Origin of the sequence: Rossellomorea marisflavi, from assembly GCF_022170785.1 — a bacterium.
Taxonomy (GTDB): domain Bacteria; phylum Bacillota; class Bacilli; order Bacillales; family Bacillaceae_B; genus Rossellomorea; species Rossellomorea marisflavi_B.
In genome coordinates, this window is the sequence record NZ_CP081870.1 from 379,104 (window position 1) to 392,636 (window position 13,533).

The following is a 13,533-nucleotide window of genomic DNA, read 5'->3' on the forward strand; positions in this document are numbered from 1 at the left end:
GTCAAGAAATTACCGAGTATCGCCATTTTAGGTTTTTAACCAATTCGGTTAAGTTAATAAGGGCGCACGGTGGATGCCTTGGCACTAGGAGCCGACGAAGGACGGGACTAACACCGATATGCTTCGGGGAGCTGTAAGTGAGCTGATCCGAAGATTTCCGAATGGGGGAACCCACTGTTCGTAATGGAACAGTATCCTTGCTTGAATACATAGAGCATGGAAGGCAGACCCAGGGAACTGAAACATCTAAGTACCTGGAGGAAGAGAAAGCAAATGCGATTCCCTGAGTAGCGGCGAGCGAAACGGGATTAGCCCAAACCAAGAGGCTTGCCTCTTGGGGTTGTAGGACACTCTATACGGAGTTACAAAGGAACGGGGTAGACGAAGAAGTCTGGAAAGGCTCGTCAAAGAAGGTAACAACCCTGTAGTCGAAACTTCGTTCCCTCTTGAGTGGATCCTGAGTACGGCGGGACACGTGAAATCCCGTCGGAAGCTGGGAGGACCATCTCCCAAGGCTAAATACTCCCTAGTGACCGATAGTGAACCAGTACCGTGAGGGAAAGGTGAAAAGCACCCCGGAAGGGGAGTGAAATAGAACCTGAAACCGTGTGCCTACAAGTAGTCAGAGCCCGTTAACGGGTGATGGCGTGCCTTTTGTAGAATGAACCGGCGAGTTACGATCCCATGCAAGGTTAAGTTGAGAAGACGGAGCCGCAGCGAAAGCGAGTCTGAATAGGGCGAATGAGTATGTGGTCGTAGACCCGAAACCAGGTGATCTACCCATGTCCAGGATGAAGTCCAGGTAACACTGGATGGAGGTCCGAACCCACGCACGTTGAAAAGTGCGGGGATGAGGTGTGGGTAGCGGAGAAATTCCAATCGAACCTGGAGATAGCTGGTTCTCTCCGAAATAGCTTTAGGGCTAGCCTCATGTTGTAAGAGTCTTGGAGGTAGAGCACTGTTTGGACTAGGGGCCCTCATCGGGTTACCGAATTCAGACAAACTCCGAATGCCAAAGACTTATCCATGGGAGTCAGACTGCGAGTGATAAGATCCGTAGTCGAAAGGGAAACAGCCCAGACCACCAGCTAAGGTCCCAAAGTATACGTTAAGTGGAAAAGGATGTGGAGTTGCTTAGACAACCAGGATGTTGGCTTAGAAGCAGCCACCATTTAAAGAGTGCGTAATAGCTCACTGGTCGAGTGACTCTGCGCCGAAAATGTACCGGGGCTAAACGTATCACCGAAGCTGTGGATTGACACCGTTTGGTGTCAGTGGTAGGAGAGCGTTCTAAGGACTGCGAAGCTAGACCGTAAGGACTGGTGGAGTGCTTAGAAGTGAGAATGCCGGTATGAGTAGCGAAAGATGGGTGAGAATCCCATCCACCGAATGCCTAAGGTTTCCTGAGGAAGGCTCGTCCGCTCAGGGTTAGTCGGGACCTAAGTCGAGGCCGATAGGCGTAGACGATGGACAACAGGTTGATATTCCTGTACCACCTTTCTTCCATTTGAGCAATGGGGGGACGCAGGAGGATAGGGTAAGCGCACTGCTGGATATGTGCGTCTAAGCAGTTAGGCTGATGATGAGGCAAATCCCATCATCGTGAAGGCTGAGCTGTGATAGCGAGCGAATTATAGTAGCGAAGTTCCTGATTCCACACTGCCAAGAAAAGCCTCTAGCGAGGAAGATGGTGCCCGTACCGCAAACCGACACAGGTAGGCGAGGAGAGAATCCTAAGGTGAGCGAGAGAACTCTCGTTAAGGAACTCGGCAAAATGACCCCGTAACTTCGGGAGAAGGGGTGCTCTGGTAGGGTGCAAGCCCGAGAGAGCCGCAGTGAATAGGCCCAGGCGACTGTTTAGCAAAAACACAGGTCTCTGCGAAGCCGTAAGGCGAAGTATAGGGGCTGACGCCTGCCCGGTGCTGGAAGGTTAAGAGGAGTGCTTAGCGCAAGCGAAGGTGCGAATCGAAGCCCCAGTAAACGGCGGCCGTAACTATAACGGTCCTAAGGTAGCGAAATTCCTTGTCGGGTAAGTTCCGACCCGCACGAAAGGCGTAACGATCTGGGCACTGTCTCAACGAGAGACTCGGTGAAATTATAGTACCTGTGAAGATGCAGGTTACCCGCGACAGGACGGAAAGACCCCGTGGAGCTTTACTGTAGCCTGATATTGAATTTTGGCACAGCTTGTACAGGATAGGTAGGAGCCTTGGAAGCCGGAGCGCTAGCTTCGGTGGAGGCGTCGGTGGGATACTACCCTGGCTGTGTTGACATTCTAACCCGCGCCCCTTATCGGGGTGGGAGACAGTGTCAGGTGGGCAGTTTGACTGGGGCGGTCGCCTCCTAAAGAGTAACGGAGGCGCCCAAAGGTTCCCTCAGAATGGTTGGAAATCATTCGCAGAGTGTAAAGGCACAAGGGAGCTTGACTGCGAGACCTACAAGTCGAGCAGGGACGAAAGTCGGGCTTAGTGATCCGGTGGTTCCGCATGGAAGGGCCATCGCTCAACGGATAAAAGCTACCCCGGGGATAACAGGCTTATCTCCCCCAAGAGTCCACATCGACGGGGAGGTTTGGCACCTCGATGTCGGCTCATCGCATCCTGGGGCTGTAGTCGGTCCCAAGGGTTGGGCTGTTCGCCCATTAAAGCGGTACGCGAGCTGGGTTCAGAACGTCGTGAGACAGTTCGGTCCCTATCCGTCGTGGGCGCAGGAAATTTGAGAGGAGCTGTCCTTAGTACGAGAGGACCGGGATGGACGCACCGCTGGTGTACCAGTTGTCTTGCCAAAGGCATCGCTGGGTAGCTATGTGCGGAAGGGATAAGTGCTGAAAGCATCTAAGCATGAAGCCCCCCTCGAGATGAGATTTCCCATCACTTTATGTGAGTAAGATCCCTGAAAGATGATCAGGTAGATAGGTCAGAGGTGGAAGTGTGGCGACACATGGAGCTGACTGATACTAATCGATCGAGGACTTAACCAAAGTAAGACGAAGGAGGCGCTTCGCGTCTCCCGGACTGGACGATACGCCGGTAATGATTGACTATCAACCCTTTATCTAGTTTTGAAAGAACAATTCTTTCAATGGAATACCTGTCTGGTGACATTGGCGAAGAGGTCACACCCGTTCCCATGCCGAACACGGAAGTTAAGCTCTTCAGCGCCGATGGTAGTTGGGGGATCTCCCCCTGTGAGAGTAGGACGTCGCCAGGCAATTTAGAGAAAAGCAGCTCATTTGATGGGTTGCTTTTTTTGTGGTGTTTTTTCAATGGCTGGGAAATGTTGTTGGTGGTGATGTTGGCCGGATGAAGTAGGATGGGTAAAAGATTTTGTGTGGAGAGAGGTGAAGAGTGCAGGTTTAAAGGATAAGTTAGGAGGACGAGATTACGGGTAGAGTTTGGGATTATATCGGTGAGCAAAAGCGAAGAGACAGACCTTTAGAGCCCTTAATGACCTGTGGGAGTATGGAATCAGCCAAGTGGAATGGACCGAGGTGTTAACTGGAAATGAGGCTATGGGGGTGTCGCGCTTATTTGCGACTTTTTTTCGTTCCGTGCGATGAGGAATGGATACGTGCGAATAGGATACTTTTATGAGTAATTTTATTCCAATTAATGGTTCTACTTTTGATCATGGCACCATTCGACATTCCTCGCAATGCCATTTGTTCATTTCGAGCACTTTTTGACTTATTTCTTCTCTCCAGGAGCAGATATACCAGCGGAATTCTCCGATTTACTAGCGGTATTTTCAAGTGTATTTGCGATAATCAAGTTTTTACTTGCGAAACTCCAGATTGGCATTTATTCTATTTGTGGACATCGCTCGTTAATATCGATCCGGATGTCTTACTTTCAAACATATCCGGCCATCTAGCACTTACCTCACAATATTTGCGAACGGAAATCAAAACCAAAACCAAAACCAAAACCAAAACCAAAACCAAAACCAAAACCAAAACCAAAACCAAAACCAAAACAATTCCCCATTCATCCACTCCGTACAAATGCCTCTAAACCCATACTTCTACCCCGTTTACCAACCCCAAAAAAGGGAACATAAACAACATAGTCGAACGTTGCCAAAAATTGTACGAAACGATTTGATTTCTGTGCTTTCTTCCGTAGACTTTTTCTAGTAAAATAGATTTCAATTTGGCCCCTTCATAATAGGGGATAGGAGGATTAGGTTTTGTTGCAGAATAGTTATATCATGGTCGCCATCATCCTTATCATCAATATTGTATATGTATCGTTTTTTACAACGAGGATGATCCTGACGTTGAAGGGGTATCGGTACATTGCTGCGTTTGTGAGCATGTTTGAGATTGTTATATATGTTGTCGGGCTTGGGCTCGTCTTGGATAACCTCAATCAGATCCAGAATGTCATTGCCTATGCAGTGGGATACGGGATTGGAGTCATTGTGGGGATGAAGATCGAGGAGAAGCTTGCTCTTGGATATATTACGGTGAATGTCATTACCAAGGAATACGATAAGGCGCTGCCCGGTCAGCTTCGTGAACGGGGATACGGTGTGACGAACTGGGAGGCGAATGGCCTCGAGGGGAATCGGATGATGCTGCAGATCCTTACACCGCGTAAGTATGAAATCAGGCTTTATGATACGATTAAGGAGCTCGACCCGAAGGCGTTCATCATCGCGTATGAACCGAAGACCATCCACGGTGGATTCTGGGTGAAGCAGGTTAGGAGCATCCGAAAGGGGAAAATTAAGCAATGAGTAAGAAGATGTTGTTTGAAGTGAAAGACGGTGAGTCGATCGGTGACTGCCTGGATCGCATGAAGGATCAAGGGTACATGCCCGTCAGACGAATGGAGAAGCCTGTCTTTGAAGAACAGGGGAAAGAGACGTATGTCCCTGTAAAACAGACAATTGTTTTTGAAGGAAAGAAGATAGAGGAGTAAGACCTCCTAAATACGAACATTAATTTTCAGACTTTTATTATCGTTCGATTATTCGTTGACATCCCTCCGGTATCACGTTATGATGAAGACAAATAAACCGAATACCCTCATATAATAATGGGAATATGGCCCATGAGTCTCTACCTGACTACCGTAAATGGTCGGACTATGAGGAAAGTAGCTGTCTGGATCGAAGCTTGATTTGTGGACCCGATTTGGTGTCCGTGAATGATACCCGGATCGATTGCTTTCTCTCATTATGGAGAACAATCGATCCGGGTATTTTTGTTTTTTAACCACAGGAGGTGCCTTGTTCATGATAGGTGTGATTATGGGAAGTACATCGGATTGGGAAACGATGAAGCATGCATGCGACGTATTGGATGAATTGGATGTTCCTTACGAGAAGCGCGTCGTATCAGCTCACAGGACGCCTGACTATATGTTCACATATGCAGAGGAAGCCAGAGGTCGCGGGGTGAAGGTCATCATTGCAGGGGCAGGGGGAGCAGCCCACCTGCCGGGCATGGTGGCGGCAAAGACCACACTGCCGGTAATCGGGGTTCCGGTGCCGTCGAAGGCATTGAACGGACTCGATTCCCTCCTCTCCATCGTCCAGATGCCGGGCGGGGTGCCTGTGGCGACAGTGGCGATCGGAAAGGCGGGGGCGACGAATGCCGGACTGCTGGCGGCCCAGATCCTCTCGGTTGAAGACAGCCGGATCGAAGAAGCATTAGAGGCAAGGCGGGACAACTTGAGACAAAACGTTATGGAAAGCAGTGATGACCTTGACTAAGAAAACGATCTTACCAGGACAGACGATTGGGATCATCGGAGGGGGCCAGCTTGGCAGGATGATGGCCCTTGCAGCCAAACACAACGGCTTCAGGGTGGCGGTTCTTGATCCTGCGAGGAATGCTCCTTGCGCCCAGGTGGCCGATCTGGTCATCGCGGCTCCATATGATCAATATGATGCCCTTTACCGGTTGGCCGAAGAGAGTGATGTCATCACGTACGAATTCGAGAACATCGATTATGAAGCCCTGAAATGGTTGGGTGAAAGGGCGTATGTTCCCCAGGGGGCGGAGCTGATCCGCATCACCCAGGACCGGATCATGGAGAAGGAGGCCCTTGTCCATGCCGGTGTCGAGGTCGCACCCTACGCGGTCATTCAACAAGAACAGGATATCTATGATACTATAGATAGGCTTGGCTATCCTTCAGTATTGAAAACGGCAAGAGGCGGATACGACGGAAAAGGACAGTTTGTGATCCGGGAAAGAGAAGCCATCCCGGAAGCGGCCGAACTGTTGAAGAACGGTGCGTGTGTCCTTGAACAATGGCTTTCATTTGAAAAGGAGATTTCGGTGATCGTTTCACGCAATCCCGATGGACAACAGACGCATTTCCCAGTCGTTGAAAACATCCACGTAGACAACATCCTCCATGAAACCATTGCTCCTGCAAGGGTGACGGAAGAGGTGGCGGATTTGGCGGTGGAAATGGCGACGAGGATCAGTGAGACCCTTGATCTCGTCGGGACACTCGCCATCGAGATGTTCCTGACGGAAGACGGCAGGATCTTCATCAATGAGCTGGCACCACGCCCTCATAACTCTGGTCACTTCTCCATCGAAGCATGTGATGTATCTCAGTTTGCACAGCATATCAAGGCTGTCTGCAACTGGCCGCTGCGCCAACCCGTTTTATTAAAAGATGCTGTGATGGTCAACCTATTAGGAGAACATATAGAGCCTATCATGAAGGCCATTCCAGAAAAGCCCGATTGGTTCATTCATCTGTACGGAAAGGACGTCCCGAAGGAAAAGCGGAAGATGGGACATGTGACGATCCTGACCGATGAAATGGACGACACGTTGGATTCAGTGAACGGGGCAGGGATCTGGAAGGTTCAAGAAAAGATCGGAGGACGACAAGGATGATAGAACGTTATACGCGCCCGGAGATGGGAGCCATTTGGACGGAAGAAAATCGCTTTCAATCTTGGTTGGAAGTAGAAATCCTGGCATGTGAAGCTTGGGCTGAGATCGGGGATATCCCGAAGGAAGACGTAGCCAAGATCCGTGAAAACGCAGGATTCAATGTAGAGCGCATCAGAGAAATCGAAGAAGAGACGCGCCATGATGTAGTAGCCTTCACACGTGCGGTATCCGAGACGCTCGGAGAAGAACGGAAATGGGTCCATTACGGACTGACGTCGACGGACGTAGTGGATACGGCCCTTTCGTATCAGCTCAAACAGGCCAACGCCATCATCCTGAAGGATCTGGAACGTTTTGTAGAGATCTTGAAGAATAAAGCCATCGAACATAAGCATACGGTCATGATGGGCCGTACGCACGGGGTGCACGCTGAGCCGACCACGTTCGGATTGAAGCTTGCACTCTGGTATGAAGAGATGAAGCGTAATGTCGATCGCTTCAAGGACGCTGCGGCCGGTGTTGAATTCGGAAAGATTTCCGGTGCTGTCGGCACGTATGCCAATATCGATCCATTCGTTGAAGCGTATGTATGCGAAAAGCTCGGCATCACACCGGCACCTGTTTCCACACAGACGCTTCAGCGTGACCGTCACGCACATTACATGGGGACACTTGCACTGATTGCAACATCCGTCGAGAAGTTTGCAGTCGAAGTGCGCGGACTCCAAAAAAGTGAGACGCGTGAAGTCGAAGAGTTCTTCGCCAAGGGGCAAAAAGGATCTTCTGCCATGCCTCATAAACGCAATCCGATCGGTTCCGAGAATATGACCGGTATGGCTCGTGTAATCAGGGGTTATATGCTCACAGCGTATGAAAATGTACCTCTCTGGCACGAGCGCGACATCTCTCACTCTTCTGCTGAGCGTGTGATCCTACCGGATGCGACAATCGCCCTCAACTACATGTTGAACCGCTTTGCCAACATCGTGAAGAACTTGACGGTGTTCCCGGAGAACATGAAGCGCAATATGGACCGTACACTCGGCCTCATCTATTCACAGCGCGTCCTCCTTGCACTCATCGATAAAGGCATGGCTCGTGAAGAAGCCTACGATACCGTGCAGCCGAAGGCCATGGAAGCATGGGAGAAACAGGTGCACTTCCGCACACTCGTAGAAGAAGAGGAAGCCATCACATCAAAATTGTCACCTGCTGAGATCGATGACTGTTTTGATTACAATTACCATTTGAAGCATGTAAATACGATTTTTGAGCGCTGCGGTCTCGTGGACTGACGCTCTGACAATCGCATAGGGACGGGTTTATATTCAGACCCCTCCCTTTTTTTATGGGAATATAGACTGAAGATTGGCAATGTTTCGATTTGGAGGGACTCAAAAATGGAAAAAGGTTCGCTGCTATATGAAGGAAAAGCCAAACGGATTTACGCGACGGATGATCCTGATATCGTGTGGATTCATTATAAAAACTCCGCCACGGCCTTCAATGGGGAAAAGAAGGCGGATATCGCTGGAAAGGGCGTCCTGAATAACAAGATTTCCAGTTTGTTATTTTCTAAGCTTGCCGAACGCGGCATCCAGAGTCATTTCATCAAACAGCTGTCGGATGAAGAGCAGCTTGTGAAAAAGGTGGACATCATTCCACTCGAAGTCGTGGTCCGCAACGTGATCGCAGGAAGCCTGTCGAATCGTCTGGGCAGGGAGGAAGGCGAGGAGATGCCTTCACCGATCATCGAGTTCTACTACAAGGATGATGCCCTCGGAGATCCACTCATCAATGATGACCACATCGACTACCTTGGGATTGCGACAAGTGAAGAGCGCCGGGAAATCAGAAGCATGGCCCTTCAGGTCAACAACGTCCTGCAAACGATCTTCAACGAGGCCGGTGTGATCCTGGTGGATTTCAAGCTTGAGTTCGGAAAGGACCGGGAAGGACAGATCCTCCTCGGGGATGAAGTATCACCGGATACATGCCGATTATGGGATGCCGAGACACGCCAGAAGCTTGATAAAGATGTGTTCAGAAGAGGAATCGGTAGTTTGACAGAAGTATATGCCATCATACTAGAACGATTGGGAGGAACTGCACATGTATAAAGTCAAAGTATATATCACCCTGAGAGAAAGCGTATTGGACCCACAAGGAAGCGTCGTGAAGAATGCCCTGCATTCCATGGAGTTCACGGAAGTGGAAGAGGTTCGTGTCGGGAAGTATATGGAGCTGAGTCTTCCATCATCTGTGAAAAACGTGGAAGCGGCTGTTGAGGAAATGTGCCACCGCCTGCTTGCCAATCCGGTCATCGAAGACTACCGATATGAAATCGAGGAGAGTGTCGCTCAATGAAGTTCGCGGTCATCGTATTCCCAGGTTCCAACTGTGATGTAGACATGTATCATGCGATCAAGGATGAAATCGGCGAGGAAGTCGAGTATGTATGGCATGAGGAAGCGAGCCTCGAAGGCTTCGATGCCATCCTGCTGCCTGGCGGATTCTCGTATGGCGACTATCTCCGCTCAGGTGCCATCGCCCGCTTCTCCAACGTCATGAGAGAAGTAATCAAGGCAGCCGGTGAAGGAAAGCCCGTCCTTGGTGTATGCAATGGATTCCAGGTACTGCTTGAATCCGGACTCCTGCCGGGTGCCATGAGACGGAACGATCATCTGAAGTTCATCTGCAAGACCGTACCATTGAAAGTCGAAACCAATGAAACGATGTTCACGAACAGCTATGAAAAGGGTGACGAGATCCAGATCCCGATTGCCCACGGAGAAGGCAATTACTTCTGTGACGAAGAAACACTCAAAGAACTGAAGGCCAACAATCAGATCGTGTTCACCTACGGCGGGGATAATCCGAACGGAAGCGTAGCGGATATTGCCGGGATCACGAATCACGCAGGCAACGTCCTTGGTATGATGCCTCACCCTGAGAGGGCCATGGAACTTTTACTAGGTAGTGAAGACGGGAAGAAATTATTTCAATCGATTGTGAAGCACTGGAGGGAACAACATGTCGTTAATGCTTGAACCGACTTCAAAGACAGTTAAAGAGGAAAAGCTATACCGGGATATGGGGTTGACCGATGAAGAATTCACGATGGTGGAAGAGATCCTCGGAAGGACACCGAACTATACGGAAACCGGCCTTTTCTCGGTCATGTGGTCCGAGCACTGCAGCTACAAGAACTCTAAACCGGTGCTCCGCAAGTTCCCGGTCACAGGCGAACGCGTCCTGCAAGGTCCGGGAGAAGGAGCGGGAATCGTTGATATCGGTGATGACCAGGCTGTGGTCTTCAAGATCGAGAGCCATAACCACCCATCAGCCATCGAACCTTTCCAGGGGGCGGCGACAGGTGTCGGAGGCATCATCCGTGATGTATTCTCCATGGGGGCTCGCCCTATCGCACTCCTCAACTCTCTTCGCTTTGGAGAGTTGGATTCTCCTCGTGTTCAGTATCTATTTAAAGAAGTAGTGGCAGGAATCGCCGGCTACGGGAACTGCATCGGCATCCCGACGGTCGGGGGTGAAGTGCAGTTCGACGCTTCCTATGAGGGAAATCCCCTCGTCAATGCCATGTGTGTCGGATTGATCGACCATAAAGACATCAAGAAGGGCCAGGCCCACGGAGTCGGCAACACCGTCATGTACGTCGGCGCCAAGACTGGCCGCGACGGTATCCACGGAGCAACCTTTGCCTCAGAGGAGCTCAACGAAGGCTCAGACGAGAAGCGTCCAGCCGTTCAAGTAGGCGACCCGTTCATGGAGAAATTGCTCCTTGAAGCGTGTCTTGAGCTCATCCATAACGATGCACTCGTTGGAATCCAGGATATGGGGGCTGCGGGACTGACAAGTTCCTCGGCTGAAATGGCGTCAAAAGCAGGATCAGGTATCGAGATGAATCTTGATCTGATCCCGCAGCGTGAAACGGGGATGACCGCGTATGAAATGATGCTGTCTGAGTCTCAGGAACGCATGCTCATCGTCGTCAAGAAAGGACGCGAGCAGGAAATCGTCGACCTCTTCTCCAAGTATGATCTTGAAGCGGTATCCGTCGGTCATGTAACGGACGATCAGCGTCTCCGTCTTATCCATAAAGGCGAAGTCGTATCCGATGTGCCGGTCGATGCCCTGGCTGAAGAAGCACCGGTCTACCATAAACCATCCAAGGAAGCGGCGTACTACAAGGAATTCCAAGCGATGGAGACCCCGGTGCCGAACGTGGACGATTACAAAGAAACCCTTCTCGCCCTCCTTCAGCAGCCGACAATCTCAAGCAAGGAATGGGTCTATGATCAATATGACCATCAGGTGAGGACGAGTACGGTTGTCAGCCCGGGCTCCGATGCAGCTGTCGTCCGCGTGCGCGGTACAAGGAAGGCCCTTGCCATGACAACGGACTGTAACTCTCGCTATCTGTATCTCGATCCGGAAGTCGGCGGGAAGATTGCCGTTGCAGAAGCAGCACGCAACATCGTCTGTTCAGGGGCGATCCCACTTGCTATCACAGACTGCCTGAACTTCGGTAATCCCGAGAAGCCGGAAATCTTCTGGCAGATCGAAAAATCGGTCGATGGAATGAGTGAAGCATGCCGGGAGCTGAGCACACCGGTCATCGGGGGGAATGTATCCCTTTATAACGAATCAATGGGAACAGCGATCTATCCGACACCGGTTGTCGGCATGGTCGGATTGATCGAAGACATCGACCACATCACCACCCAAAGCTTCAAAGCAGAAGGAGACCTCATTTATCTGCTAGGTGAAACCCTCGAAGAGTTCGGCGGCAGCGAGCTTCAGAAGATGACGGAAGGGAAGATCTTCGGCCATGCACCGGCAATCGACCTGAAGGTGGAGCTTCGCCGTCAGATGCAACTCCTCGAAGCCATCCAGGAAGGCCTTGTCGCCTCTGCACATGATCTTGCAGAAGGCGGTCTGTCTGTCGCTCTTGCTGAATCGGCTTTCGGTACCGATGGTCTTGGAGCGGAAGTGACGCTCTCAGGATCAAATCCTGTAGCGGATCTGTTCAGTGAAACTCAATCCCGCTTCCTCATCACTGTCAAATCGGAACATCAGGAAGCATTTGAACGACTAGTATCTGAAACGACCCTTATCGGTCGTGTAACGGATAATGCGACCCTATCCATCAAGTCCGAGGCAGAAGGTAGCCTCGTGAATGCATCGGTCCAAGAGCTGGAAGCAGCTTGGAAAGGAGCCATCCCATGCTTACTGAAATCAAAGGCTTAAACGAAGAGTGCGGCGTCTTCGGTATCTGGGGTCATCCCAATGCCGCCCAGATCACCTATTATGGACTTCACAGCCTGCAGCACAGGGGACAGGAGGGGACGGGAATCGTCGTATCTGACGGGGAACGCCTCCGATGCCTGAAAGGGGAAGGCCTCGTCACAGAGGTTTTCCATGAAGGGACGATCGAGAAGCTGGAAGGAACGGGAGCCATCGGCCATGTGCGCTATGCAACGGCTGGAGGGGGCGGGTATGAGAACGTCCAGCCCCTCCTCTTCAACTCCCAGACCGGCGGACTTGCCCTCGCCCATAACGGGAACCTGGTGAATGCCAACGGACTCAAGCATCAGCTTGAAGGACAGGGAAGCATCTTCCAGACGACCTCGGATACAGAGGTTCTGGCCCATCTGATCAAACGAAGCGGATTTTCAAGCCTGAAGAATCGCGTGCGCAATGCCCTTTCCATGGTCAAGGGGGCATATGCTTTCGTCATCATGACTGAAGACGAGCTCATGGTCGCCCTCGATCCCCATGGACTGCGCCCTCTTTCCCTCGGGAAAATCGGGGATGCATACTGCGTGGCATCTGAGACATGTGCGTTTGATATCGTCGGTGCGGAATTCATCCGGGACGTCGAGCCTGGTGAACTTCTTGTCATCAATGATGAAGGTGTGACATCCGAGAAATTCAGTTTCTCCAGTGGCAACGCCATGTGCACGATGGAATACGTCTATTTCTCCAGACCGGACAGCAATATCCAAGGTGTGAACGTCCACTCCGCACGGAAGCGGATGGGAATGGAGCTTGCGAAAGAAGCACCGATCGAAGCGGACGTCGTGACCGGGGTGCCGGACTCCAGTATCTCGAGTGCCATCGGATATGCAGAGGCTTCGGGCATTCCGTATGAGCTCGGACTCATTAAGAACCGTTACGTCGGCAGGACGTTCATCCAGCCGTCCCAATCGTTGCGTGAGCAAGGCGTGAAGATGAAACTCTCCCCTGTGCGCGGCGTCGTGGAAGGGAAGCGGGTCGTGATGGTCGATGACTCCATCGTCCGCGGAACAACAAGCAGGCGGATCGTCAGCATGCTGAAAGAAGCGGGGGCGAAGGAAGTCCACGTTTGCATCAGCTCGCCGCCGATCAAGAATCCGTGCTTCTACGGTATCGACACGTCCACTCACGAAGAGTTGATTGCAGCAAACAATTCCGTGGAAGAGATGAGGCAGATCATCGGAGCCGATTCCCTCACATTCCTGTCAACAGAAGGAGTCATGAAAGCGATCGACCGAGATGATCATTCTGACAATCGCGGGCAGTGCCTGGCGTGCTTCACAGGGAAATATCCGACTGAAATCTATCCGGATACCCTTCACCCACACGAAAAAGAGCTAGTGAAATAG

10 protein-coding genes, 2 rRNA genes and 1 riboswitch are annotated in these 13,533 nt (G+C 51.1%); all 12 genes read left to right on the top strand.

What is annotated here, in order from left to right; all coding sequences use genetic code 11:
- Window positions 1–46 precede the first annotated feature (46 nt).
- Window positions 47–2,980: ribosomal RNA gene (locus K6T23_RS02065) — 23S ribosomal RNA — on the top strand.
- 113 nt (window positions 2,981–3,093) lie between these two features.
- Window positions 3,094–3,210, top strand: a 5S ribosomal RNA gene (rrf, locus tag K6T23_RS02070).
- A 978-nt stretch (window positions 3,211–4,188) separates the two neighbouring features.
- On the top strand, window positions 4,189–4,740 hold the full coding sequence (locus K6T23_RS02075) for a DUF2179 domain-containing protein (protein WP_056532484.1): 552 nt from the start codon (window positions 4,189–4,191) through the stop codon (window positions 4,738–4,740).
- Window positions 4,737–4,925, top strand: coding sequence for an NETI motif-containing protein (locus tag K6T23_RS02080; RefSeq protein WP_053428917.1), 189 nt, complete (start codon window positions 4,737–4,739; stop codon window positions 4,923–4,925). Before K6T23_RS02075 ends, K6T23_RS02080 begins: the two co-directional genes overlap by 4 nt.
- Window positions 4,926–5,012: 87 nt before the next feature.
- Window positions 5,013–5,114, top strand: a riboswitch (purine riboswitch).
- A 127-nt stretch (window positions 5,115–5,241) separates the two neighbouring features.
- A complete protein-coding gene (gene purE, locus K6T23_RS02085) occupies window positions 5,242–5,721 on the top strand; it encodes a 5-(carboxyamino)imidazole ribonucleotide mutase (protein ID WP_238283484.1) in 480 nt (159 codons plus the stop codon).
- Complete coding sequence (purK, locus tag K6T23_RS02090) at window positions 5,708–6,868, top strand: 5-(carboxyamino)imidazole ribonucleotide synthase (RefSeq protein ID WP_238283485.1); 1,161 nt, start codon at window positions 5,708–5,710, stop codon at window positions 6,866–6,868. The genes purE and purK overlap by 14 nt, the downstream gene beginning before the upstream one ends.
- A complete protein-coding gene (gene purB / locus K6T23_RS02095; RefSeq protein ID WP_056532490.1) occupies window positions 6,865–8,163 on the top strand; it encodes an adenylosuccinate lyase in 1,299 nt (432 codons plus the stop codon). The genes purK and purB overlap by 4 nt, the downstream gene beginning before the upstream one ends.
- Before the next feature lie 105 nt (window positions 8,164–8,268).
- Entirely contained in the window at window positions 8,269–8,988 is a 720-nt protein-coding gene (gene purC, locus K6T23_RS02100; protein ID WP_238283486.1) for a phosphoribosylaminoimidazolesuccinocarboxamide synthase, read from the top strand.
- The gene (gene purS, locus K6T23_RS02105) at window positions 8,981–9,235 is read left to right on the top strand and encodes a phosphoribosylformylglycinamidine synthase subunit PurS (protein WP_048007507.1); all 255 of its coding nucleotides are present in this window, start codon (window positions 8,981–8,983) and stop codon (window positions 9,233–9,235) included. The genes purC and purS overlap by 8 nt, the downstream gene beginning before the upstream one ends.
- The gene (purQ, locus tag K6T23_RS02110; protein WP_056532497.1) at window positions 9,232–9,918 is read left to right on the top strand and encodes a phosphoribosylformylglycinamidine synthase subunit PurQ; all 687 of its coding nucleotides are present in this window, start codon (window positions 9,232–9,234) and stop codon (window positions 9,916–9,918) included. The genes purS and purQ overlap by 4 nt, the downstream gene beginning before the upstream one ends.
- Window positions 9,902–12,136, top strand: a complete 2,235-nt coding sequence (purL, locus tag K6T23_RS02115; protein ID WP_238283487.1) for a phosphoribosylformylglycinamidine synthase subunit PurL — start codon at window positions 9,902–9,904, stop codon at window positions 12,134–12,136. The genes purQ and purL overlap by 17 nt, the downstream gene beginning before the upstream one ends.
- Window positions 12,112–13,533 carry an amidophosphoribosyltransferase gene (gene purF / locus K6T23_RS02120; protein WP_053428911.1) on the top strand — a complete coding sequence of 474 codons (1,422 nt, stop codon included), beginning with the start codon at window positions 12,112–12,114 and terminating at the stop codon, window positions 13,531–13,533. The genes purL and purF overlap by 25 nt, the downstream gene beginning before the upstream one ends.